We start from the raw sequence: 24,550 nt of genomic DNA on the forward strand, positions 1-24,550 counted from the left end.
AATCCGGCAACAAGGACTGTCGCCATGATGCGTTTTCATTTTTTAATACCGCTAGCACTTCTCCGGGAGTGCTTTTTTAACAATCCTCGCTCAATCAGCAGGCGGTATGTCTCTCACCGTCTCCACTGCCAGAAGTCATTCAGCTTGCTGGCCAACCTGCGGGGAAAAGGGGTTTTCCTGTACCGTTGGCTGGGCACCGTCCTGTTGCCTGGACGGCGCAAGCACCGTCTGAACACACCGCTACAATCCGCGTAACCGATCCGTTGGATTTACGTTAGAGCGCTTCGAAAATATCTTCAGAATACCCGGAAGGCACATCCCTATCAGAATCAATCCTCCCCCGAAAATAACATTGGCGGAAAACGTTTCATGCAATAACCAGAGTGCGAATAGTGCGGAAAACACCGGCTCCAGATTGTAAATCAGAACGGCTCGCGTTGGCGTTGAATACCGCTGGAAATGCGCCTGAACCCAAAAAGCAATGACAGTAGAAAAGACTGCCGTTATCCCTAACGCGATGACAAGCTTGCTACTCCAGTTACGAGGGAGAATCTCACCTCCGCTGATGTGCTGTAGTCCCAGAAAGATTACGGCCATCGTAGAGATCTGTAAAAACGTTAGTGTCATATTATTATGACGCGCGCAGAAACGATCGAGCGCAATAATATGTATGGCGGTGAACAACGATCCAATAACGACCAACCCATCTCCCAGATGGAGCTGCCATCCCTGGATATCGGCCATCAGATATAAACCCGCAAGACCAAACAATGTCGCTAATATCGCGTCAAAAGAGGGGCGTTTCCCCATCAATGGTCCCGTGAGCAATAACACCCAAATGACGCTGAGCCCCGCAAGAAAACCGGTATTTGAGGCCGTTGTTAACTGAAGACCATAAATAAGGAACACAAATGAAGTTCCCAATAGCAGACCCAGTAGTAGACCAGACAGCAATGTTTGTCGCGATAATGTTCCCAATCCTCTCAAGCTGAACGGCAGCAAAAAGAAGGCCGAAAGCAGAAAGCGTAGCCCTAACACCATCATTACCGGATAGGTATTGACCACCATTTTCATAACCGGAAAACCAATCCCCCAGCCCGCCGCGACAACGGCCAGCAATAGCTCGGCAACCCAGCGTTTTGGCACTCTGGGCTTCATTTAATCCCCCCCAGGCGCTGTGCTGTACCGGCAAGCAACTCCACTGCTGTTTTAAGTTCTTCACGCTCCGTCATATGGCTAAAGCTCATGCGAATTGCCCCTTGAAGCAAGGCATCATTCAGCCCCATAGCGCTTAAAACATGGCTGGGTTTTTGTTCCGTTGAATGACAGGCTGAGGCACTACTGAGCGCAACTTTCATTTTGAGTTTTTTCAGAAGCATACTGGACTTAATGCCAGGCAAAGAGAAGTTCACGGTATTAGGCAGGCTTTGCGTCCTACAGCCATTTATCACAACGTCCGGCATTATTGATTCGAGGAGATCGATAAAATAACTCTTCATCTCTTTTTGAAACGCAATGCGCTGCGGATATGAGGAGATAAACAGCTCAGCAGCCTTTGCCATTCCAGCAATAGCCGGAAGATTCACTGTGCCGCTACGGATGCCTGACTCCTGACCTCCTCCATGAATGAGTGGCGAGTGCCGGAGGATGTCAGGCCGTGAGCTGTAGAGTGCGCCGACGCCTTTGGGGCCATAGAATTTATGAGCTGAAAAACTGACAAAATCAGGGCTGGACTGTGTCACCGAGAAGGGGAGTTTCCCCACGAGCTGGGCGGCATCGCTATGGAATAATATACCGTGCTGGCGCGCTATAATTCCAATTTGATCCAGAGGCTGTAGAACACCAGTTTCATTATTCGCTGCCATGACAGAAATTAGTCGAGTTTCTGGACGGATAGCCTCTTTTAGAGCCTCAATGGAGACGCGTCCCAGACGATCGACAGGCAGAAAAGTAATGTCGACACCGTGTCGCCTGACATACTCACAAACTTTTAGCAGGCATTCGTGCTCGATCGAACTGGTAATGATATGAACCTTGCCGGTGTGTAAGAAGTAATCAGACACCGCTCGAATAACCGTGTTATTTGCTTCAGAAGCACCAGAATTGAAAGTGATAAATTCCGCATTAGCCCCAATCATTTGTGCCACAATGGCCCTGCATTCTTCTAAATAATTTTGCGCTCTGATCCCTTCATAATGACTGACAGAAGATGCATTGGCGAAGTATTCGTCAAAGCAGTGTATAACAGTAGCGCGGACTTCAGGAGCCATGTTGGTTGTTGCGTTATTATCCAGATAAATCATGTTTATATCCACTTCCTGTTAGACAACCATAGGGTCTGCTTTTATAGACGATACGGCACTGTATTCCATTTTAGCGATGTGGCCTTCATCATCGCCAAAAAATATATTAGCGATGGTGAGATTATGATTTTGCGGTTTTTGCATAACAGTTAATGCGGTGCGGCCTTGTACCACCTTATTGTGATCTGAAAAATCAGACCAGTCGATGATCACAAAGTCACGGGCTTCTATAAATCGCTGTTTCAGTTTGAAAAGTATATCTTTATAGTGTTGGAAAATGATAGCTGGACATTTAGCAGTAAAAACGTCACCATTTTTTCTTGCTAAGACAAAAGGAATGACATCAGGGGCTGATAACTTTATTTCAGTATGAGATCCATTTTCAGTAATCAATAATCCTTCCGTATTGTCCTTGAGTTTCTTTTTTATACTTTCGATGGACCGATTTTTACTGGTTCGCTCGGAAAAAACCATTAATTTATCGCGTTTGATGAGAGTATTTTTTTGGATAAAAAATTCAATTTCCTCAGGAAGTTCTCCAGCCGTTTGCGGTTCTGATATCTTTTCGAGTTGAGGGAGAGTACAGCTATCTTCAGAACAGGCAATCCCGAGATCGTCTACCAGAATACCGTAAACGAGTTTGATATTTTTTTGATATTTACTGATAAGTTTTTTTCCGAAAGCAACGGCATCAGATAGCGTGTTAAGCGCAAACTCGTCTGCGCCAAATTGCCGATTGAAATGACCGCCTTCGAGGTAGACAACGAGCTTACCGGCACTTGTGGCGTAACTATTTTCGACTATAACTTCCAGGGAAGAATGATAATCACCTTTAGGTACTATTTCCTTTTCTAATGACATGACGCTACCTTGCGCTTTATTTAAGAAAAAACTCCCCAGCAACAGCCAGTAAAAATGGGGAAATCGAGGCGTTCAGAAAATATTGTGGTATTCGAATGATGAGAGAAAATCCGAAATATATTCTTTCTGCATTCGCCCTGACTCAAAAATATAAATACAATTTGTGGCCTGTGTCAAGCAAGGTACAAATGAGAACCTCAATCACAACGGATAATTATGAGATAATATCGTAATGAAACATAAATCACTTATATTCTTAATGGGTATAGTTTAAAAGACCAGGAATAATAGTTCATGATCGATGGAGATTTTGTCAAAGCAGATTTGTAGTTGCAGAAAAATCCATGACGCCGGGAGGCTGAAAATCGAGGCAAATCCCGGCAGCCCATCTTTCAGCCTTCCACGCAGACAAGGACGAGGCCCGGCGACAAGTCAGCGGTTATATTCTGGTAGATAACCATAGCGCCAGGCTTCACCATGACAACAGTGTGCTGAAGCCGGAAGAATTAGATAGCAGATACCCTTTTTACTGTAAAATCGTCGCCAATATGGCTTACCAGGTCAAAAAAGGGTTCTGCTGTTTTAGCCGGATGTTGTGGAAATCCCACAGGGCTACATTAGCCTTCGTGCAGCCCGCACTCTCTTTTCAGACCAAAGAAGCGCGTTTCTTCCTCCGCCATCCCCGGCTCCCATTTCCGGGTGGTGTGGGTATCCCCCACAGACAAATAGCCCTGCTCCCACAGCGGGTGATACTTCAGGCCGTGCTTTTGCAGATACTGATAGACGGTACGATTATCCCAGTCGATGATCGGCAGCACCTTAAACACGCCGCGCTGGATCGCCAGCACCGGCAGGTGGGCGCGGCTGCCGGACTGCTCGCGGCGCAGGCCCGCAAACCAGGTTTGCGCATTCAGCTCTTCCAGCGCCCGGTTCATCGGCTCGACCTTGTTAATATCATTGTACTTTTCAATACCCTCAACGCCCTGCTCCCACAGCTTACCGTAGCGCGCCTCCTGCCAGGCGGCGCTCTCCTTCGCCCGATAGATCTTCAGGTTCAGATTGAGTTTGTCCGTTAACTCGTCGATAAACTGGTAGGTTTCCGGGAACAGATAGCCGGTATCGGTCAGAATGACCGGAATATCCGGGCGCACCTGATTGACCAGATGCAGGCTCACCGCCGCCTGAATACCAAAGCTCGAAGAGAGCACATATTCGCCCGGCAGGTTTTCCAGCGCCCACGCGACGCGCGCTTCCGCGCTCAGCTTTTCCAGCTGGCTATTGGTTTCCGCCAGCTGCAAAACACGATCGACCTTCGGTAATGCGTTCAGCGCGTTTAGATCGAGTACGGACATAAGAACCTCGCTTGCCTGTTTCGCCGGGCGGTACTGCGTTTGCCCGGCCTACAAAACCCACAGGCCCGGATCGCTGCTCGCCACCGGGCACCTGGATGTTATTCCCAGAAATCACGGGCTGGGTCGAGCACCGGGCGAATGATGCCCGCACGCACCGTAAAGTCGCCGAAGCCTTCACCCGCTTCACGCTCTTTCGCCCAGCGCCCTACCAGTTCGTCGATCGAATCGAGAATTTCCGACTCGGTAATATTTTCCCGATAGATACGCGGAATACGCGTCCCGCTGCGGTTGCCGCCAAGGTGCAGGTTATAGCGGCCCGGCGCTTTACCGACCAGCCCCACTTCCGCCAGCATCGCGCGGCCGCAGCCGTTCGGGCAGCCGGTAACGCGGGTAACGATATGCTCGTCGCCAACGCCATGTTTGCTCATCACCGCCTCGACTTTATCGATAAACGACGGGAGGAAACGCTCGGCTTCCGCCATCGCCAGCGGGCAGGTCGGGAACGACACGCAGGCCATAGAGTTTTCGCGCTGCGGCGTGACGGCGTTCATCAGGCCGTGATCGCGGGCCAGCTTCTCGATCTTCGCCTTCTGATCTTCCGGTACGCTGGCAATAATCAGGTTCTGGTTCGCCGTAATGCGGAATTCGCCTTTGTGGATCTTCGCAATCTTCAGCAGGCCGGTTTTCAGCGGACGACCCGGATAATCAAGGATACGACCATTTTCAATAAACAGCGTCAGATGCCAGTTATTGTCGATACCCTTCACCCAGCCGATACGATCGCCGCGGCCGGTGAATTCGTACGGACGGATCGGCTCAAACTTGATGCCCGCCCGACGTTCCACTTCCGCCTTAAAGGTCTCAACGCCAACGCGTTCGAGGGTGTATTTGGTTTTCGCATTTTTACGATCGGTACGGTTACCCCAGTCGCGCTGGGTCGTGACCACCGCTTCCGCCACCGCCAGAGTGTGCTCCAGCGGCAGATAGCCAAACTCGCTCGCCGTACGGGCGTAGGTTTTCTTATTGCCGTGCTCAATCGATAAACCGCCGCCGACCAGCAGGTTGAAGCCGACCAGCTTGCCGTTTTCAGCGATGGCCACGAAGTTCATATCGTTCGCGTGCAGATCGATATCGTTCTGCGGCGGGATCACTACGGTCGTTTTGAACTTACGCGGCAGATAGGTCTGACCGAGGATCGGCTCTTCATCGGTGGTGGCGACTTTCTTCTGATCCAGCCAGATCTCGGCGTAGGCGCGCGTGCGCGGCAGCAGGTGCTCGGAGATCTTCTTCGCCCATTCGTAGGCTTCAGTATGCAGCTGGGACTCGTACGGGTTAGAGGTACACAGCACGTTACGGTTCATATCGTTGGCGGTGGCCAACGCGTCCAGCCCGACCGAATGCAGCATCTGGTGCACCGGCTTGACGTTCTTCTTCAGAATGCCGTGGAACTGGAAGGTCTGACGGTTGGTCAGACGGATACTGCCGTAGATGGTGTTATCGGCGGCGAATTTATCGATCGCCTGCCACTGTTTGGTGGTGATCACCCCGCCCGGCAGGCGGCAGCGCAGCAGCATCGCGTGACGCGGCTCCAGCTTCTGCGCCGCGCGCTCGGCGCGGATATCGCGGTCATCCTGCTGGTACATACCGTGAAAACGGATCAGCAGAAAGTTATCGCCTTTAAAACCGCCGGTCAGGCCGTCGTTCAAATCTTCCGCAATGGTGCCGCGCAGGTAGTTGCTTTCGAGCTTCATGCGCTCGGCGTCAGTCAGTTTACCTTCGACCACCAGCGGGCCTGGATGTTTTTCGCTCATTAGTAGACATCTCGCTGATAACGGCGCTCAACGCGCAGCTCACTTAAAAATTCGTCCGCCGCTTCGGCGTCCATCGCGCCGTATTCGGCAATCACTTCCAGCAACGTCTGCTCAACGTCTTTTGCCATACGATTGGCATCGCCGCAGACATAAATATGGGCGCCGTCGTTAATCCAGCGCCACAGTTCGGCCCCCTGCTCGCGCAGTTTGTCCTGAACGTAGACTTTTTGTTGTTGATCGCGGGACCAGGCCAGGTCGATGCGGCTCAGCACGCCTTCTTTGACGTAGCTTTGCCACTCCACCTGATAAAGGAAATCTTCGGTAAAGTGCGGGTTGCCGAAGAACAGCCAGTTCTTCCCTTCCGCGCCTTCCGCCGCGCGCTGCTGCATAAAAGCGCGGAACGGCGCGATGCCGGTGCCGGGGCCAATCATGATCACCGGCGTCTGCGGGTTGGCAGGCAGACGGAAGTTATCGTTATGCTCGATGAAGATGCGCACTTCGCCATCTTCTTCGACGCGGTCAGCCAGGAAGCTGGAAGCGCCACCGGCCCGAGCGCGGCCTTCGATGTCATAACGCACCACGCCAACGGTGACGTGGACTTCGCTTTCCACTTCCGCCTGCGAAGAAGCGATCGAGTACAGTCGCGGGGTCAGCGGGCGCAGCAGGTCGACCAGCGCCTGTGCATCCAGCTGCGCCGGGGAGAAACGCACCATATCGACAATCGGCGTGGTCGCGGCGTAATGCTGGAGCTGTGCCTTATCGCCCACCAGCGGCAGCAGGGATTCGCTGCGGGTTAAGGTGGCATAATTTTCCACGATGTTACCGGTGTTGACCGTCAGCTCGAAGTGCCACTCCAGCGCTTCGGCGAGCGGCAGCGTTTTGCCGTCAACCGTGACCGGCTCCTCGCCCGTCAGCCACAGCAGCTCTACCAGCTCTTTCACCAGAGCCGGATCGTTCTGGTACCAGACGCCCAGCGCATCGCCCGGCTGATAGCGCAGGCCGGAGTCGCCGAGGTCGATTTCAATATGGCGCACATCTTTTTCAGAATCGCGACCGGTAATTTTTTGATTCACCGCCAGCGTCGCGGTCAGCGGCGCTTCTTTGGTATAGGGGCTGGTGTGGATCTCGTTCACCGATCCGCTGGCAATCAGCTGAGACGGGACGGCGGCAGGGGCGCGCGCTTTCAGCGCCTCAACCACCCGAGCGCGCCATTCGGCGGCGGCAGCCTGATACTCTACATCAGCATCAACCCGGTCGAGCAGGCGTTCACCGCCCAGTTCGGCCAGCTTATTATCAAAATCTTTGCCGGACTGGCAGAAGAATTCATAGGAGGTATCGCCGAGGCCAAACACGGCAAATGCGGTATCGGTCAGCTTCGGCGCTTTCTTCGAAAACAGGAATTTATGCAGCGCGACGGCTTCTTCCGGCGGCTCACCTTCACCCTGCGTTGACGTCACCACGACCAGCAGCTTTTCGGAGGCAATTTGTTTGAATTTATAGTCGCCTGCGTTGACCAGCTTCACGTTCAGCTGCGCGGCCTGCAGATCGTCGCGCAGCGCTTCAGCGACGCGGCGGGCGTTGCCGGTTTGCGATGCCGAAATCAGGGTAATGGAGGGTACTTCAGCCGCCTGGGCTGGTGCAACAACCGCCGCGCCGGGCTGCTGGTTCAGCACCCCCCAAAAATAGCCGGAAACCCAGGCCAGCTGGGTGGGCGTGAAGTCAGTCGTGGCCGCCTGAAGGCGCGCCATTTGCTCCGGACTCAGCGGTAGCAAATTGGAAGGTGGGGCCTGTGTCGTCATGCGTTGTTATGTTCCAGTAAGCAAAGCTGTGATTCACGCCCTGTCAGCGTGATAAACAGAAGATAATGTATTTACTCTAAATAATTCGAGTTGCAGGCAGCGACACAGCGCCCATCAGGGCAAAGCCCAAGGCTGGGCCGAGTTATTGCCAACGCACATGCGGCTCGAAGTATGACGAGTGAGTAGGTTAACGGTGCAAATAGTAACAACTAAATAAAGGATGGAAATAACAAATAACCAAATGGACTAACCTGTTTTAGTTATAGTTATTAACAACAAAATCGATTAAATAAGCCCATGAAATATAGGCAATTAATTTGAACAGGCTGGATGAATGTGGCTATTTTCCGCTCAGGGCCGTTTTAGTTAATGCGAAAAAATGTGCTTTCCGGTACCCTACGGCGGTTTTTTGCCATATTGAGAAGAAAAGATGTCCACCACGCTGTTTAAAGATTTCACCTTTGAAGCCGCTCACCACCTGCCGCACGTGCCGGAAGGTCATAAGTGCGGTCGCCTGCACGGCCACTCTTTTATGGTGCGCCTGGAGATTACCGGTGAAGTCGATCCCCATACCGGGTGGATCATGGATTTTGCCGAGCTGAAGGCCGCGTTTAAACCCATCTACGATCGCCTCGACCATTACTATCTGAACGATATTCCCGGGCTGTCCAATCCGACCAGCGAAGTGCTGGCAAAATGGATCTGGGAGCAGATGAAACCGCGGGTACCGCTGCTGAGCGCGGTGATGATCAAAGAAACCTGCACCGCGGGCTGCGTCTATCGCGGCGAGTGATAGTGCCTTTAGCTGAATAAGACCCTGATAGCCCTGCGCTATCAGGGTTTTTTTATATCACGCGATATTGAGGTACTTGTGCGTCTGCATCGATAAGCGCCAGTTGCGGGCGATACAGGTTTCGATGCACAGGCGCGTCGCATCATCTTTCTGGCTAATTGGCTGAAGCGCGATAATACGCGGCTTTTCATCGGCCAGCGTTGCCAGCAGCTCATCCAGCGCTTCGATATCGCGCACGCGTCCAACCGGATGTTTAATTTCATCAGCCCGCTGTAGCGCCTGAGAGAGTACGTCATAGCCGCCGCGCATGTTCACCTTTGGCGACACCGTCACCCAGGTATGCGGCGTGCAGCGCACTTCGTGGGTGCCGCTGGTTTCAATCTGGCAGCTAAATCCGTTTTGCTCCAGTAAAGAGGTTAACGGCGTTAAATCATGAATGCAGGGCTCGCCGCCGGTAATGACCACGTGGCGGGCCGTCCAGCCCTGACGCCCGATGATAGCCAGCAGATCTTCGCTGCTCGCCGGGCCCCATTTATCGCTCTCTTTGGTTTTTGCCAGAATGCTGAACAGCGACACTTCCCGATCGGCAAGCTTATCCCAGGTATGTTTGGTATCGCACCAGGCGCAACCAACCGGGCATCCCTGTAAACGAATAAAAATGGCGGGAACGCCGGTGAAGTAACCTTCGCCTTGCAAGGTCTGGAACATCTCGTTAATCGGGTACTGCATAATCATCTCTGCTTAGGGTTGTGAGCGCGCATTATCGCAGATTTGCCCGCGCAGATCTTGTCCCGCGCTGCGCCGCGTGGTGGGTAGAACCTAAACCTTAATGATAAACCTCCGGCAGCTGGCCGATTCCATTATCCCGCACCGGCTGATTTAATTAGCCTGATAATCATCAGGCGACTATTAAGCGGCACGGCTAAAATTTTTGGTGTAACAAAACATGTATAATTTTGAAAGCCAAAAATAAAATAACAAACTTAAAAATAATAAATTTCAACGATGTACAAATGGATACACGAAATAATGAATTTATTGTCATAGCTTAGGGTCAAATTCGATCCACGACGCTAAATTATCTTAAAATAGCCTTAATAAACCGCACCTTATGTTCATTTTCCATTTAATATCCGTTTAATTTTCCGCGCCTAGAATCCAGTCAACCAACCATAATGAGACTGCATTCATGAATACATTATTAATTACTGGCGCGACCGGTTTTCTCGGGGGAGCAGTGTTAGAAAGCATTCTGAATAAAAAGAATGCGCCTAATCTATTACTGTTAGTTCGTGCAGATAATAGTGTAGCTGCCGTAGAACGGGTAAAGGAAAACCTGCGAAAATTCAATATTAGTGAAGAGAGATTAACGGCCCTGACGCCCGGCAACATTCTGCTGGGGGATCTGGCCAATCCGCAGCCCTTTCTCGACGACCCGCGCCTGAATCAGGTTACCCACGTGCTCAACTGCGCCGCCGTCGCCTCATTTGGTAATAATCCGCTTATCTGGAAGGTCAACGTCGAAGGCACGCTGCAGTTTGCCCGGCGGATGGCTCAGGTCGGCGGCCTTGAGCGCTTTCTGCACGTGGGCACCGCGATGTCCTGCTCGCCAGACCCCGATTCGCTGGTAGCGGAAAGCACGGCGTTTCGTGAACGCGCCGAGCATCTGGTCGAGTACACCCACTCTAAATCAACAATTGAGCGTCTCATGCGGCAGGAGTGCCCAACGCTACCGCTGGCGATCGCCCGTCCCTCTATTGTTGTTGGCCACACTCATCACGGCTGTCAGCCCTCCAGCAGCATCTTCTGGGTGTTCAGCATGGGGCTGATGCTGCAAAAATTTATGTGTTCGATGGAAGACCGCATCGATGTAATCCCCGTCGATTACTGCGCCGATGCGCTGCTGATGCTGCTTACCAGCCCGCTGGCGCGCGGAGAGGTGGTGCATATTTCCGCGGGAGAGGAAAACAGCGTAAGGTTTGCGGATATCGATAACGCGATGGCCTCCGCCCTCGAGCAGGCGCCGGTCGGCGATAAATACGCGCAGGTCAGCTATGAAACGCTGGTCAAAATGCGCCGTGAGCTGAAGGCTATTTTTGGCCCCTGCAACGAACGGCTGATGCTAAAAGCCATGCGCCTGTACGGCGCCTTCGCCACGCTTAACGTACGATTCAGCAACGACAAGCTGCTCAGCATGGGTATGCCAAAACCGCCGCGCTTTACCGATTACATTGACCGCTGCGTACAGACCACGCGCGGACTTTCTATCCCGCAGCAAATGGCGGTAGATTTTAAGTAGCCGCTTTTGCAGGTATAAAAAAAGCCAGCCCGAAGGCTGGCTTTTTCATATCAGATTAAGACAGGCTTATGCCTGACCTTTGATCTCTTTACGACCGTTGTACGGTGCTTTTTCGCCCAGCGCTTCTTCGATACGAATCAGCTGGTTGTATTTAGCAACGCGGTCAGAACGGCTCATAGAACCAGTTTTGATCTGGCCTGCAGCGGTACCCACAGCCAGGTCAGCGATGGTAGCGTCTTCAGTTTCGCCAGAACGGTGAGAGATAACGGCAGTGTAGCCAGCGTCTTTCGCCATTTTGATCGCAGCCAGAGTTTCGGTCAGAGAACCGATCTGGTTGAATTTGATCAGGATGGAGTTAACGATGCCTTTCTCGATGCCTTCTTTCAGGATCTTGGTGTTGGTTACGAACAGATCGTCACCAACCAGCTGGATTTTGTCGCCCAGTACTTTAGTCTGGTATGCGAAACCGTCCCAGTCAGATTCGTCCAGGCCATCTTCGATGGAGACGATCGGGTACTGTTTGGTCAGCTCTTCCAGGAAGTGAGTGAATTCTTCAGAGGTGAACGCTTTGTTGCCTTCGCCGGCCAGAACGTATTTACCGTCTTTGTAGAATTCAGAAGCCGCGCAGTCCATCGCCAGAGTGATGTCTTTGCCCAGCTCGTAGCCAGCAGCTTTAACCGCTTCAGCGATAACAGCCAGCGCTTCAGCGTTGGAGCCCAGGTTCGGCGCGTAGCCGCCTTCGTCACCAACAGCGGTGTTCATACCTTTAGCTTTCAGAACTTTAGCCAGGTTGTGGAACACTTCAGAACCCATACGTACGGCTTCTTTCAGGGATTTAGCGCCAACCGGCTGAATCATAAATTCCTGGATGTCGACGTTGTTGTCAGCGTGCTCGCCGCCGTTGATGATGTTCATCATCGGAACCGGCATGGAGTATTTGCCCGGGGTGCCGTTCAGCTCAGCGATGTGCTCGTACAGCGGCTGACCTTTAGAAGCAGCGGCAGCTTTGGCGTTAGCCAGAGAGACGGCCAGGATGGCGTTCGCACCGAAGTTAGATTTGTTTTCAGTACCGTCCAGGTCGATCATGATTTTGTCGATGCCAGCCTGATCTTTGGCATCTTTGCCAAGGATTGCCTGAGCGATCGGGCCGTTAACCGCGCCAACAGCTTTCAGTACGCCTTTACCCATGAAACGGGATTTGTCGCCATCGCGCAGTTCCAGCGCTTCGCGGGAGCCAGTAGAAGCACCTGACGGAGCAGCTGCCATACCGACGAAACCACCTTCCAGGTGTACTTCGGCTTCAACAGTCGGGTTACCACGGGAGTCGATGATTTCACGACCGATGACTTTAACGATTTTGGACATTAGGTTTTCCTCAGTACAAGTTAAACTAAAACTCCAGACAAACAATGCACCCGGATGGGTGCATTGCCGTTCTAACTCTTTTACTTCGCCTGACGCTTCTGGTACTCGCCAGCGGCTTTCACAAAGCCAGCAAACAGCGGATGGCCATCACGCGGCGTCGAAGTAAACTCCGGATGGAACTGACAGGCGACGAACCACGGATGGTTAGGCACCTCGATGATCTCGACCAACTGATCATCCCCGGAACGGCCCGCAATACGCAGGCCCGCATTTTCAATCGGCTTCAGCAACATATTGTTGACTTCGTAGCGGTGACGATGGCGTTCGGTAATGGTTGGCTCGCCGTACAGCTGGCGCACCAGGCTATCTTCAGCCAGCTGGCACTGCTGCGCGCCGAGGCGCATCGTGCCGCCGAGATCGCTCTTATCAGAGCGGACTTCGACATTACCGTCTTCATCACGCCATTCGGTAATCAGGGCCACGACCGGGTACTTACAGTCTGGCACAAATTCCGTTGAGTTGGCGTTTTCCATCCCCGCTACGTTGCGCGCGAACTCAATCAGCGCGACCTGCATCCCCAGGCAAATGCCCAGGTATGGAATGTTGTTTTCACGCGCGTAGCGCGCGGTGGCAATCTTACCTTCAACCCCGCGATAGCCGAAGCCACCAGGAATCAGGATTGCGTCTAAATTCTTCAGAATTTCGACGCCGCGCGTTTCCACATCCTGCGAATCAATCAGCTTGATGTTGACGGTGACGCGATTTTTCAGACCGCCGTGTTTCAGCGCTTCAATCACCGATTTGTAGGCGTCCGGCAGTTCAATGTACTTGCCGACCATACCAATGGTGACTTCACCTGCCGGGTTCGCTTCTTCGTAGATAACCTGTTCCCATTCGGCCAGGTTCGCTTCCGGACAGTTTAAGCTGAATCGTTTACAAATATAATCGTCCAGACCCTGAGATTTCAACAGGCCCGGGATTTTATAAATGGAATCGACATCTTTCATCGAAATAACGGCTTTTTCCGGCACATTGCAGAACAATGCAATTTTGGCACGTTCGTTCGCCGGAATAGCGCGATCGGAGCGGCAGACCAGAATATCAGGCTGAATACCGATGGAGAGCAGTTCTTTAACGGAGTGCTGGGTCGGCTTGGTTTTGACTTCACCCGCGGCGGCCATGTACGGCACCAGGGTCAGGTGCATAAACAGCGCGTTTTCACGACCGATATCCACCGCCAGCTGGCGAATCGCTTCAAGGAACGGCAGCGATTCAATATCGCCAACGGTGCCGCCGATTTCAACCAGCACCACATCATGGCCTTCACCGCCGGCCAGCACGCGCTCTTTGATCGCGTTGGTGATGTGCGGAATAACCTGAACGGTGGCACCCAGATAGTCGCCGCGACGCTCTTTGCGCAGGACGTCAGAGTAAATACGACCCGTGGTGAAGTTGTTGCGACGGGTCATCTTGGTGCGAATGAAACGCTCGTAGTGACCCAGGTCCAGATCGGTTTCAGCGCCGTCTTCAGTAACGAACACTTCCCCGTGTTGGATTGGGCTCATGGTGCCCGGATCGACGTTGATGTACGGATCCAGTTTCATCATGGTCACGTTAAGCCCGCGGGCTTCGAGAATGGCTGCGAGGGAAGCTGCGGCAATGCCTTTACCCAGAGAGGATACGACCCCGCCGGTCACAAAAATATAGTTCGTTGTCATGCTGAACCTGAGAAGTTAGGTTTAAAAGACGATGGAATAACCAGGACGGGAAAGCAGTATACCCGATCATGACTGACGCCACAAACTTTCATTATCCCTCCTTTTCATCAGGCCCACACAAACGCAGGGAGTGAGAAAATAGCCGCTTTTGGCGAAATGTTTTTGACGTAAATCAAGCGCTTGTTATTTAAAAAATCACACAAATAGCGCTTGATCACGAAAACTCTTTAGAGATCAGTTTCCTGGCGTTTTACTTCCTGCCACACCCGCTCCATGGTATCGAGGTCAACGCCGGTCATTTCCAGGCCGCGCGCGGCGACAATCCGCTCAACTTCGCGGAACCTGCGCTCAAACTTCAGGTTGGCTTTTTGCAGCGCAACTTCGGCTTTTACCCCTAAATGGCGGGATAAATTGACCGTCGCAAACAGCAGGTCGCCCACTTCCTCCTCCAGTTTAGCTTCATCCACCACGGCCTGCTGCGCTTCGTGCATCACTTCATCTATTTCTTCGTGCACTTTATCCAGCACCGGCCCCAGAGAGGTCCAGTCAAAGCCTACCGCCGAGCAGCGTTTCTGGATTTTATGCGCGCGCATCAGCGCCGGAAGGCTATGCGGGATGTCGTCCAGCGCGGAGTGCTGGGACTTTTCCGCTCGCTCAGCGCTTTTGATCTGCTCCCAGCGGGCCAGCACTTCGCTGCTGCTACCGGCGCTCGCCTCGCCGAAAATATGCGGATGACGGCGCTCCAGCTTGTCGCTGATGGCGGCGCAGATATCGTTAAAGTCAAAGCGCCCCTCTTCCTGCGCCATCTGAGCGTAGAAGACGACCTGGAACAACAGGTCGCCCAGCTCACCGCGCAGATCGTCAAAATCTTCGCGGGCGATAGCGTCGAGCACTTCATAGGTTTCTTCAAGGGTATACGGCGCGATGGTGGCAAAGGTCTGCTCTTTGTCCCACGGGCAGCCGTTTTCCGGATCGCGCAGACGCCGCATAATGCCGAGCAGGCGTTCGATTTGAGTCATAAGTCTGTCCTGATAAAAAAATGCCGGGTGGCGGTAGCGCCTGACCCGGCTGACATAAGCGTGGGAGTTTATCCGCCGTGCAGACGACGGGCGTCGATGACGTCAGGTACCTGATTCAGCTTCGCCAGTACGCGCCCCAGCACCTGCAGGTTGTAGATCTCAATGGTCATATCGATCGTCGCCATCTGCTGTTTAGTATCGCTGCGGCTGGCAACGCCCAGCACGTTGACCTTCTCATTGGCGAGAATGGTGGTGATGTCGCGCAGCAGGCCGCTACGATCGTTGGCCTGGACGCGCACCACCAGCGAGTAGCCCGCCGAGTAGCTCTCTCCCCACACCGCGTCAACGATGCGCTCGGGAGCATGAGACTGTAGCTCCGCGAGCTGATCGCAATCCGCGCGGTGCACCGAGATCCCGCGGCCCTGGGTGATAAAGCCCACGATCTCGTCGCCGGGAATCGGCTGGCAGCAGCGCGCAATGTGGTGCATCAGATTGCCGACGCCCTCCACCACCACGCGACCATTGTCTTTGCTGCGATTCTGCGGAGCGTGGGTTTTCTGTTGCAGCTGCTTTAACGCCGCCGCATCCTGCTCCGCCGCGCTGGGTTTATTAAACTGCGCCTGCAGGAAATTAACCATCTGGTTGAGGCGAATATCGCCCCCGCCAATCGCCGCCAGCAGTTCGTCCTGCTCGTTAAAGTTGTAGCGCGGCAGCAGATGCTTTTCCGCGTCCTTCAGGCTGATACCCAGATGCTCGAGCTCATCATCAAGGATCTGTCGCCCGGCAAGAATATTCTTGTCGCGATCCTGCTTGCGGAACCAGGCGTGAATTTTGGAACGCCCGCGGCTGGTGGTGACGTAGCCAAGGTTCGGGTTCAGCCAGTCGCGGCTGGGGTTGGGCTGCTTCTGGGTGATGATTTCAATCTGGTCGCCCATCTGCAGCTGATAGGTGAACGGCACAATACGCCCGCCGATTTTCGCCCCGATGCAGCGGTGGCCGACATCGCTGTGTATATGGTAGGCAAAATCGAGCGGCGTCGAACCCGAAGGCAAATCCACCACGTCGCCCTTCGGCGTAAAGACATAAACCCGGTCATCAAAGACCTGGCTGCGCACCTCATCCAGCATCTCGCCGGAATCGGCCATCTCTTCCTGCCAGGCGATCAGTTTACGCAGCCAGGCAATGCGATCTTCATAGCCGCGCCCGCCGCTGGCCGCTGCGCTGGCGCCCTCTTTATACTTCCAGTGCGCGGCCACGCCCAGCTCGGCATCTTCATGCATCTGGCGGGTACGGATCTGAATTTCAATGGTTTTTCCGCCGGGGCCAAGCACGACGGTATGAATTGACTGGTAGCCATTAGGCTTGGGATTGGCGACGTAATCATCGAACTCATCCGGCAGATGGCGGTAATGAGTATGCACGATCCCCAGCGCGGCATAGCAGTCCTGCAGGCGCTCGGCGACAATACGCACCGCCCGCACGTCAAACAGCTCGTCGAAGGCGAGATGTTTTTTCTGCATTTTGCGCCAGATGCTGTAGATATGCTTGGGACGCCCGTATACCTCAGCCTTGACGCCCTCGGTTTTCATTTCCGTGCGTAAATGGCTGACGAACTCATCAATATAATGTTCACGATCGATGCGCCGCTCGTGTAACAGCTTAGCGATTCGCTTATATTCCGCCGGATGCAGATAGCGGAAGCAGTAATCTTCAAGCTCCCACTTCAGCTGGCCGATCCCCAGGCGGTTGGCCAGCGGCGCGTAAATATTGGTACACTCTTTTGCCGCCAGTACGCGCTCATCTTCCGGCGCATCTTTCACTTCACGCAGATGGGCGATGCGCTCGGCGATTTTAATCACCACGCAGCGGAAGTCATCGACCATCGCCAGCAGCATGCGGCGAATGTTGTCCACCTGTTCAGAGGAGACCGAATCCGTATGGGTGGCTTTAAGCTGGCGTATCGCGGCCATGTCCCGCACGCCGTGGATCAGGGTGACAACCGATTTCCCGACGCTCTCCTGCATGATCTCTTCGCTGACGACGTTACCGTCCGCCAGCGGGAAAAGCATCGCCGCGCGCAGCGTATCGATATCCATGCTCAACATGGAGAGAATTTCCACCATCTCCACGCCGCGCCATAGCAGGAGATCGGCCTGCGGATGCCCCTGCGTTTTCTCTCGACAATAATCCCAGGTTTCGGCTAAGCGTTCACACGACTGCTGGCTGGAAATTCCCAGACTCGCGATCCATTTCTTCGGGTCAAATTCACCAGCTTTATTTAAATGTGCACTTCTTACCGCAACCATTGTCCTCTCCTTAAGGGACCGCCTGCCGAAGTCGGCAAGCCTCAACTTTTACACTTCATCCTTCAAACCGCGTCAACGCTGGCGTTCGTCTTTTATCTCAGTCACCTGCTTCTGAGGATGCCGCTTCACTGCGATTTGAATGATTCTTGTGCTCAAACAACACCATTGATTCCAGATGTCCGGTATGCGGGAACATATCGAGCATCGCCAGGCGTTGAATGGTATATCCCGCCTGCAATAAAACGTCGCTATCGCGCGCCAGGGTCGCCGGGTTACATGAAACATACACCACCCGACGCGGCGCTAATTTTATAATATGTAACATAACGCCCGCCGCGCCGGCGCGCGCCGGGTCGAGCAAGACCTTATCAAAACCGTGCTTCGCCCACGCCTGGCGGGTGACGTCCTCTTCCAGGTTCTCATGGAAGAAAGTCACATTATGCAACCCGTTCAACGCCGCGTTCTCCTGGCCCTTCGCCACCAGCGCGGGAACCCCTTCAACGCCAACCACCTGCGCCGCACGCTTCGCCAGCGGCAGGGTAAAGTTGCCCATGCCGCAAAAGAGGTCCAGCACGCGATCCTGAGGCTGGATATCCAGCCATTCCAGCGCCGTGCGCACCATCAGCTGGTTTACGCCATCGTTCACCTGGATAAAATCGCGCGGACTGAACACTAAGCGTAGACCGTCCGAGGTATACCAGGGCGCTTCCCCGCGAATATGTTCCAGTATCTCGCTTTGCGGGGCGAGGTACAGGGAAAGACCGTGAGATTGCGAAAAACGTTCCAGCTTTTCTTTATCTGCCGCGGGAAGCGCCGCCGTATGGCGCAATACCATCAGCGGGCCGTTATCCGCCTGCACCAGCTCAACGTGGCCAAGCTGACGCACCGATTTCAATTCGCTAAGACATTCACGTACCGCGGGCAATAGCGCACCAAGAGTGGGCGCCAAAACGGGGCACTGCACCACATCGACGATCTCGCTGGCGTTAGCCTTGCGGAAGCCCATCTGTAATTGTTGGGACTTTGGCTGATAATTCAAGCTCAGACGCGCCCGGCGGCGATAGCCCCACGGCGAAGCGGCTATAATGTCATCAACCTCGCGCTTCATCAGCCTCGCGAGCGCGGCGCGTTTGCTCTGCTGCTGCAGTTCAATGCTGGCGTGCTGCTGCTGGCACCCGCCGCAGATGCCAAAATGCGGGCAGCGCGGCGCCTGCCGCTGCGGGCTATCGCTAAGACGGCGTTTAACCTGGGCGCGGGCGTACTGTTTTTTATCTTCGACCACAACAACGTCAGCCTGCTCCTGTGGCAATAAACCGCTGATAAACAGCGCCTTACCCTGATGACGCGCAACGCCCTGGCCGAAGGGGTCAAGGTCATTTACTGTAACGGTTATGATCTGGCGCGTCGTCACACGCCGTTTTGCAGAGTAGAATTGCGCCATCGTAGAGATTTGTCTCAATTAAATATACTGACTCTGGATAAGAGTTCGGTCAGGATGAGCCAGAGTAACAACGCACCAGCCTCCTGAAAGATGATGTGTATATTCTCCCATAATGGAACCGCATGACCAACTACAGCCTTCGTGCCCGCATGATGATTCTTATTCTGGCGCCTACCGTCCTGATCGGTCTGCTGCTCAGTATTTTCTTCGTCGCACACCGCTATAACGACCTACAGCGCCAGCTGGAGGATGCCGGCGCCAGTATTATCGAACCGCTGGCGGTCTCCAGTGAATATGGCATGAATTTGCAAAATCGCGAGTCAATCGGGCAGCTCATCAGCGTGCTGCACCGCCGCCACTCCGATATTGTGCGCGCCATTTCCATCTACGACTCGCAAAACAGGCTGTTTGTCACCTCTAACTTTCAGCTCGATCCCGGCGAACTTCAGCTGCCAAAAGGGGAACCCTTTCCCCGCCGCCTGAGCGTGGTGCGCCACGGCGATTTGATGATTTTGCGTACCCCTATTATCTCGGAAAGCTATTCACCGGATGAATCACCGGGAAGCGATGCCAAGATGCCGGACAATATGCTGGGCTACGTGGCGCTTGAGATGGATCTCAAATCGGTGCGGCTACAGCAGTACAAAGAGATCTTTATCTCCAGCGTGATGATGCTGTTCTGTATCGGTATTGCGCTGATCTTCGGCTGGCGTCTGATGCGCGACGTGACCGGGCCGATCCGCAATATGGTGAACACCGTTGACCGCATCCGCCGGGGCCAGCTTGATAGCCGCGTCGAAGGCTTTATGCTCGGCGAGCTGGATATGCTGAAAAACGGCATCAACTCCATGGCCATGTCGCTGGCGGCCTACCACGAAGAGATGCAGCATAACGTCGATCAGGCGACATCGGATCTGCGGGAAACGCTTGAACAGATGGAAATCCAGAACGTCGAGCTGGATCTGGCGAAAAAACGCGCGCAGGAAGCGGCGCGAATCAAATCCGAATTCCTCGCCAACATGTCCCATGAACTGCGCACACCGCTCAACGGCGTCATTGGCTTTACCCGCCTGACGCTGAAGACCGACTTAAACACCACCCAGCGCGATCACCTGACGACCATTGAGCGTTCCGCGAATAATCTGCTGGCCATCATTAACGATGTTCTGGACTTCTCTAAGCTCGAAGCCGGGAAGCTTATTCTGGAGAGTATTCCGTTCCTGCTGCGCACTTCGCTGGACGAGGTGGTCACGCTGCTGGCGCACTCGGCGCACGATAAGGGGCTGGAGCTGACGCTGAATATCAAAAACGATGTGCCGGATAACGTCATTGGCGACCCGCTGCGCCTGCAGCAAATTATTACCAATCTGATGGGCAACGCCATCAAGTTTACCGAACACGGCAATATCGACGTGCTGGTGGAACAGCGCGCCATCAGCAACTCAAGGGTACAAATCGAAGTCCAGATCCACGATACCGGTATCGGAATTCCTGAACGCGATCAGTCGCGTCTGTTCCAGGCGTTCCGCCAGGCCGACGCCAGCATCTCCCGTCGCCACGGCGGAACCGGACTTGGGCTGGTCATCACCCAGCGGCTGGTGAAAGAGATGGGCGGCGATATCTCCTTCCATAGCCAGCCTAATCGCGGCTCGACGTTCTGGTTCCATATCAGCCTCGACCTCAACCCCAACGCGGTTCCCGACAGCGTGCCAACCCAGTGCCTGGCGGGTAAAAAGCTGGCCTATATCGAGGCCAACGCGGCGGCGGCGCAGTGTACGATGGAGCTACTGGCGACAACGCCGCTGGAGGTGGTTTACAGTCCGACGATGACCGCCCTACCGGATGCTCACTACGATATCCTGCTGGCCGGCATTCCCGTATCAATACGCGACCTGAGCCAGCATCGCGATAAGCTGGAAAGAGCCAGCAAGCTTGCCGATCATCTGGTGCTGGCCCTGCCGTGCCACGCCCAGGTCAGCGCCGAAACGCTGCGCCAGGACGGCATTGCCGCCTGTTTGCTTAAGCCACTGACCTCAACGCGCTTACTGCCGGCGCTGACGGCCTCCTGCCAGACGCAGCCGACGGTTCTGCCGCCGCGTTCCGATAGTAAGAAGCTTCCGATGACGGTCATGGCCGTTGATGACAATCCGGCGAATCTCAAGCTTATCGGCGCCCTGCTGGAGGATTTGGTCCAGCACGTTATCCTCTGCGACAGCGGCCAGCACGCCGTCGAGCGGGCCAGAGAAACGCAGCAGGATCTGATTCTGATGGATATTCAGATGCCGGAGATGGATGGGATCCGCGCCTGCGAACTGATTCACCAGCTCCCTCATCAACAGCAAACGCCGGTGATCGCCGTGACCGCCCACGCCCTGGAAGGGCAGCGAGAGAAATTACTCAGCGCGGGGATGAACGACTATCTGGCGAAACCCATTGAGGAGGATAAGCTCTACAGCCTGCTGCTGCGCTACCAGCCGGGAAAGACGCTACCGCCGCAGGTCGCCGCGGAGCCTGTTGAGCCGCCCGTTAACCATGACATCACCCTCGACTGGCAGCTGGCGCTGCGTCAGGCGGCGATGAAACCGGATCTGGCGCGGGAAATGCTGCAGATGCTGCTCGCCTTTATGCCGGAGGTGCGTAATAAGGTAGAAGAACAGCTGGTGGGAGAGCAGCCGGAAGGCGTGCTGGATCTCATTCATAAGCTTCACGGCAGCTGTAGCTATAGCGGCGTGCCGCGGCTGAAAAAACTGTGTCACACCCTTGAGAGCCAGCTACGCGCGGGCACCGCCGCCGAGGAGATGGAGCCGGAGTTTCTGGAGCTGCTGGATGAAATGGACAACGTCGCGCGCGAAGCCTGTAAGCTGTTGGGGATTTAGAGGATGTAAAACGCGAGCCCCGGTCTGCGCTTCGCGACCGGGGAAAAACCTATAATAGCCGGCCCATTTTCAGCACGGCGGCGACGTTTCTCGCCGTCATACGCACGTTTTCGGCGGCATTTTCCAGTGCTTGCTCCAGGGTGCAAACGGAATAAATCACGCTGAATACCGCATCCAGGCCGTGCTGATGCACGACGCCGACGTCAGCCGTCAGGCTCCCGGCAATGCCGATGACCGGCAGGTTGTAGCGTTTTGCCACCCTCGCCACGCCAACCGGCACTTTGCCGTGAACCGTCTGGCTATCGATACGCCCTTCGCCGGTGATCACCAGGTCCGCATCCGCCACGATATCGGCAAGATGGAGCGCATCGGTCACAATCTCAATGCCCGGCCGCAGCTTTGCGCCGCAAAAGGCGTACAGGCCCGCGCCCATTCCCCCCGCCGCGCCGCCGCCTTCAAGATGCAGCACATCAAGTTCTAAATCGCGATGGATAATATCGGCAAAATGGGCCAGCGCGTTGTCCAGGCAGGGGATCATCTCCGCCGTCGCCCCTTTCTGCGGCCCAAATACCGCCGTCGCACCCTGTGGTCCCGTCAGCGGGTTGGTAACATCGCAAGCGACGTCAATACGACAGCCGGCCAGGCGTTTATCAAGTTCGCTAACGTCGATGCGCGCGAGGCTCTCCAGCGCGCGTCCGCCGGCGGCAATCTGCTGGTTATCTTTGGTCAGCAGTTTCGCCCCCAGCGCCTGTACCATCCCGGCGCCGCCGTCGTTCGTCGCGCTGCCGCCGATGCCGATAATAATTTGCCTCACTCCGGCATCCAGCGCATGGCGAATCAGCTCGCCGGTCCCCCATGAAGTGGTCAGCAAAGGATTTCGCCGCGCCGGCGGTACGCTCTCCAGGCCGCTTGCCGCCGCCATTTCAATAAACGCGCACTGCCTGTCGCCCGACAGGCCATAGAAGGCCTCCACGGGTTCACCGAGCGGACCGGTGACGGTGACCGCAATCCGGCATCCCTGGGTCGCGGCAACCATGGCTTCAACGGTTCCTTCGCCACCGTCGGCAACCGGCAGCTTGACGTACTCCGCATCGGCGTAAATTTCCCGAAAACCTTGTTCTATCGCGGTTGCGACATCCAGCGCACTCAGGCTCTCCTTGTATGAATCCGGTGCGATCACTATCTTCATATGCTGTCCTTAAAATGAACGATTACCCGACGCCGTGCAGGAAACCGGTCCCCGAAGGGACCGGTATTTCTTTAGCGCACCATGCATGGACGCTTGTTATCAAACGTCCAGTTCGGGATCAAATACTGCATGCCCATCGCGTCATCGCGCGCGCCCAGGCCGTGTTTCTGGTACAGCTCATGGGCTTTCATCACCCGATCCATATCGAGCTCCACGCCCAGACCCGGTTTCGCCGGTACCTGTACCATCCCGCCTTTAATTTCAAAGGGCTCTTTGGTCAGACGCTGGTTACCCTCCTGCCAGATCCAGTGGGTGTCGATGGCGGTAATTTTACCCGGCGCTGCCGCTGCCACGTGGGTAAACATCGCCAGCGAGATATCAAAGTGGTTGTTAGAGTGCGAGCCCCAGGTCAGGCCAAACTCGTGGCACATCTGCGCCACGCGGACGGAACCCTGCATGGTCCAGAAGTGCGGATCCGCCAGCGGAATATCGACGGACTGCAGCGACAGCGTGTGGCCCATCTGACGCCAGTCGGTCGCGATCATATTGGTCGCCGTCGGCAGGCCGGTGGCGCGGCGGAACTCCGCCATCACTTCGCGTCCGGAGAAGCCCTGTTCTGCGCCGCACGGATCTTCCGCATAGGCCAGAGAGCCTTTCAGGTATTTGCCAATTTTGATCGCTTCATCCAGCGACCACGCGCCGTTCGGATCGAGGGTCACGCGCGCCTGCGGGAAGCGCTTCGCCAGCGCAACGATGGACTCCGCTTCCTCTTCCCCGGCCAGTACGCCGCCTTTCAGTTTAAAGTCATTAAAGCCATATTTCTCATACGCCGCTTCCGCCAGGCGCACCACCGCATCCGGGGTCATCGCTTCATCATGACGCAGGCGATACCAGTCGCATTTGTCATCCGGCTGGCTCTGATACGGCAGCGGCGTGGCTTTACGGTTGCCGACGAAGAACAGGTAGCCGAGCATTTCCACTTCGCTGCGCTGTTGGCCATCGCCCAGCAGAGACGCCACGTTCACGCCCAGATGCTGGCCCAGCAGGTCAAGCATCGCCGCTTCGATCCCGGTCACTACGTGAATTGTGGTACGCAGATCGAAGGTCTGCAAACCGCGTCCACCGGCGTCGCGGTCGGCGAAAGTATTGCGCACGGCGGTCAGCACGTTTTTGTATTCACCCAGCGTCTTACCGACCACCAGCGGGATCGCGTCCTCCAGGGTGGTGCGGATTTTCTCTCCGCCGGGGATTTCCCCGACGCCGGTATGGCCGGAATTATCTTTGATCACCACGATATTGCGCGTGAAGAACGGGGCGTGCGCGCCGCTCAGGTTCATCAGCATGCTGTCGTGGCCCGCGACCGGAATGACCTGCATAGAAGAAACAACGGGGGTCGAAAATTGTGCGCTCATAATTTA

The 24,550-nt window shown here is 54.8% G+C and carries 17 protein-coding genes; 3 read left to right on the plus strand and 14 right to left on the minus strand.

Translation table 11 applies throughout. The features are described 5' to 3' along the window. Positions 1–240: 240 nt before the first annotated feature. The 6 genes from ABLU67_RS12170 to cysJ all read right to left on the minus strand — a co-directional run bounded on the left by ABLU67_RS12170 (position 241) and on the right by cysJ (position 8,126). Complete coding sequence (locus ABLU67_RS12170; protein WP_038424895.1) at positions 241–1,158, minus strand: DMT family transporter; 918 nt, start codon at positions 1,156–1,158, stop codon at positions 241–243. Next, positions 1,155–2,303 (minus strand): cysteine desulfurase family protein, encoded by a 1,149-nt coding sequence (locus ABLU67_RS12175; protein WP_049083763.1) that lies wholly within the window; start codon positions 2,301–2,303, stop codon positions 1,155–1,157. Before ABLU67_RS12175 ends, ABLU67_RS12170 begins: the two co-directional genes overlap by 4 nt. Positions 2,304–2,321: 18 nt before the next feature. Next, positions 2,322–3,164 carry a hypothetical protein gene (locus ABLU67_RS12180; RefSeq protein ID WP_267649310.1) on the minus strand — a complete coding sequence of 281 codons (843 nt, stop codon included), beginning with the start codon at positions 3,162–3,164 and terminating at the stop codon, positions 2,322–2,324. Positions 3,165–3,781: 617 nt separating this feature from the next. After that, a complete protein-coding gene (cysH, locus tag ABLU67_RS12185; RefSeq protein ID WP_049083762.1) occupies positions 3,782–4,516 on the minus strand; it encodes a phosphoadenosine phosphosulfate reductase in 735 nt (244 codons plus the stop codon). Between the two features lie 98 nt (positions 4,517–4,614). Then, positions 4,615–6,327 (minus strand): assimilatory sulfite reductase (NADPH) hemoprotein subunit, encoded by a 1,713-nt coding sequence (cysI, locus tag ABLU67_RS12190; protein WP_267649311.1) that lies wholly within the window; start codon positions 6,325–6,327, stop codon positions 4,615–4,617. Next, the gene (cysJ, locus tag ABLU67_RS12195; RefSeq protein ID WP_025106432.1) at positions 6,327–8,126 is read right to left on the minus strand and encodes an NADPH-dependent assimilatory sulfite reductase flavoprotein subunit; all 1,800 of its coding nucleotides are present in this window, start codon (positions 8,124–8,126) and stop codon (positions 6,327–6,329) included. Before cysJ ends, cysI begins: the two co-directional genes overlap by 1 nt. Positions 8,127–8,556: 430 nt before the next feature. Between cysJ and queD the strand changes: the two genes are divergently transcribed. Then, the gene (queD, locus tag ABLU67_RS12200; RefSeq protein WP_004853637.1) at positions 8,557–8,919 is read left to right on the plus strand and encodes a 6-carboxytetrahydropterin synthase QueD; all 363 of its coding nucleotides are present in this window, start codon (positions 8,557–8,559) and stop codon (positions 8,917–8,919) included. Positions 8,920–8,976: 57 nt separating this feature from the next. On the opposite strand, the gene queE is transcribed toward queD, so the two are convergent. Beyond that, positions 8,977–9,648 (minus strand): 7-carboxy-7-deazaguanine synthase QueE, encoded by a 672-nt coding sequence (gene queE / locus ABLU67_RS12205; protein WP_004124321.1) that lies wholly within the window; start codon positions 9,646–9,648, stop codon positions 8,977–8,979. A gap of 460 nt (positions 9,649–10,108) precedes the next feature. Here queE and ABLU67_RS12210 point away from each other — a divergent pair, with 460 nt between their 5' ends. Beyond that, positions 10,109–11,218 (plus strand): SDR family oxidoreductase, encoded by a 1,110-nt coding sequence (locus ABLU67_RS12210; RefSeq protein ID WP_025106430.1) that lies wholly within the window; start codon positions 10,109–10,111, stop codon positions 11,216–11,218. A gap of 66 nt (positions 11,219–11,284) precedes the next feature. Here ABLU67_RS12210 and eno read toward each other — a convergent pair whose 3' ends face one another. From eno to rlmD, 5 genes are all read right to left on the minus strand, one after another. Continuing rightward, the gene (gene eno, locus ABLU67_RS12215) at positions 11,285–12,583 is read right to left on the minus strand and encodes a phosphopyruvate hydratase (RefSeq protein WP_004124327.1); all 1,299 of its coding nucleotides are present in this window, start codon (positions 12,581–12,583) and stop codon (positions 11,285–11,287) included. An 80-nt stretch (positions 12,584–12,663) separates the two neighbouring features. Then, on the minus strand, positions 12,664–14,301 hold the full coding sequence (gene pyrG / locus ABLU67_RS12220) for a glutamine hydrolyzing CTP synthase (protein WP_004105009.1): 1,638 nt from the start codon (positions 14,299–14,301) through the stop codon (positions 12,664–12,666). Positions 14,302–14,528: 227 nt separating this feature from the next. Next, positions 14,529–15,320: a nucleoside triphosphate pyrophosphohydrolase gene (gene mazG, locus ABLU67_RS12225; protein ID WP_014226596.1), complete on the minus strand. Its 792-nt coding sequence runs from the start codon at positions 15,318–15,320 to the stop codon at positions 14,529–14,531. A 68-nt stretch (positions 15,321–15,388) separates the two neighbouring features. After that, on the minus strand, positions 15,389–17,626 hold the full coding sequence (gene relA / locus ABLU67_RS12230; RefSeq protein ID WP_004853643.1) for a GTP diphosphokinase: 2,238 nt from the start codon (positions 17,624–17,626) through the stop codon (positions 15,389–15,391). Between the two features lie 97 nt (positions 17,627–17,723). Continuing rightward, a complete protein-coding gene (gene rlmD / locus ABLU67_RS12235) occupies positions 17,724–19,067 on the minus strand; it encodes a 23S rRNA (uracil(1939)-C(5))-methyltransferase RlmD (protein WP_348852312.1) in 1,344 nt (447 codons plus the stop codon). 122 nt (positions 19,068–19,189) lie between these two features. Between rlmD and barA the strand changes: the two genes are divergently transcribed. Then, positions 19,190–21,943 carry a two-component sensor histidine kinase BarA gene (gene barA / locus ABLU67_RS12240; RefSeq protein ID WP_049103723.1) on the plus strand — a complete coding sequence of 918 codons (2,754 nt, stop codon included), beginning with the start codon at positions 19,190–19,192 and terminating at the stop codon, positions 21,941–21,943. A 49-nt stretch (positions 21,944–21,992) separates the two neighbouring features. On the opposite strand, the gene ABLU67_RS12245 is transcribed toward barA, so the two are convergent. Both ABLU67_RS12245 and gudD read right to left on the minus strand, forming a co-directional pair. Further along, positions 21,993–23,132: a glycerate kinase gene (locus ABLU67_RS12245; RefSeq protein WP_014226599.1), complete on the minus strand. Its 1,140-nt coding sequence runs from the start codon at positions 23,130–23,132 to the stop codon at positions 21,993–21,995. Between the two features lie 71 nt (positions 23,133–23,203). Continuing rightward, positions 23,204–24,544, minus strand: coding sequence for a glucarate dehydratase (gene gudD, locus ABLU67_RS12250; protein WP_014226600.1), 1,341 nt, complete (start codon positions 24,542–24,544; stop codon positions 23,204–23,206). Positions 24,545–24,550 lie beyond the last annotated feature (6 nt).

Origin of the sequence: Klebsiella sp. GN_Kp190 (assembly GCF_040061795.1) — a bacterium.
Lineage (GTDB): Bacteria > Pseudomonadota > Gammaproteobacteria > Enterobacterales > Enterobacteriaceae > Klebsiella > Klebsiella michiganensis.

Bases quoted from the DNA above. Each gene is read 5' to 3' on its own strand.
- ABLU67_RS12170 (WP_038424895.1), bottom strand. From the start codon at position 1,158: ATGAAGCCCAGAGTGCCAAAACGCTGGGTTGCCGAGCTATTGCTGGCC.
- ABLU67_RS12175 (WP_049083763.1), bottom strand. From the start codon at position 2,303: ATGATTTATCTGGATAATAACGCAACAACCAACATGGCTCCTGAAGTC.
- ABLU67_RS12180 (WP_267649310.1), bottom strand. From the start codon at position 3,164: ATGTCATTAGAAAAGGAAATAGTACCTAAAGGTGATTATCATTCTTCC.
- cysH (WP_049083762.1), bottom strand. From the start codon at position 4,516: ATGTCCGTACTCGATCTAAACGCGCTGAACGCATTACCGAAGGTCGAT.
- cysI (WP_267649311.1), bottom strand. From the start codon at position 6,327: ATGAGCGAAAAACATCCAGGCCCGCTGGTGGTCGAAGGTAAACTGACT.
- cysJ (WP_025106432.1), bottom strand. From the start codon at position 8,126: ATGACGACACAGGCCCCACCTTCCAATTTGCTACCGCTGAGTCCGGAG.
- queD (WP_004853637.1), top strand. From the start codon at position 8,557: ATGTCCACCACGCTGTTTAAAGATTTCACCTTTGAAGCCGCTCACCAC.
- queE (WP_004124321.1), bottom strand. From the start codon at position 9,648: ATGCAGTACCCGATTAACGAGATGTTCCAGACCTTGCAAGGCGAAGGT.
- ABLU67_RS12210 (WP_025106430.1), top strand. From the start codon at position 10,109: ATGAATACATTATTAATTACTGGCGCGACCGGTTTTCTCGGGGGAGCA.
- eno (WP_004124327.1), bottom strand. From the start codon at position 12,583: ATGTCCAAAATCGTTAAAGTCATCGGTCGTGAAATCATCGACTCCCGT.
- pyrG (WP_004105009.1), bottom strand. From the start codon at position 14,301: ATGACAACGAACTATATTTTTGTGACCGGCGGGGTCGTATCCTCTCTG.
- mazG (WP_014226596.1), bottom strand. From the start codon at position 15,320: ATGACTCAAATCGAACGCCTGCTCGGCATTATGCGGCGTCTGCGCGAT.
- relA (WP_004853643.1), bottom strand. From the start codon at position 17,626: ATGGTTGCGGTAAGAAGTGCACATTTAAATAAAGCTGGTGAATTTGAC.
- rlmD (WP_348852312.1), bottom strand. From the start codon at position 19,067: ATGGCGCAATTCTACTCTGCAAAACGGCGTGTGACGACGCGCCAGATC.
- barA (WP_049103723.1), top strand. From the start codon at position 19,190: ATGACCAACTACAGCCTTCGTGCCCGCATGATGATTCTTATTCTGGCG.
- ABLU67_RS12245 (WP_014226599.1), bottom strand. From the start codon at position 23,132: ATGAAGATAGTGATCGCACCGGATTCATACAAGGAGAGCCTGAGTGCG.
- gudD (WP_014226600.1), bottom strand. From the start codon at position 24,544: ATGAGCGCACAATTTTCGACCCCCGTTGTTTCTTCTATGCAGGTCATT.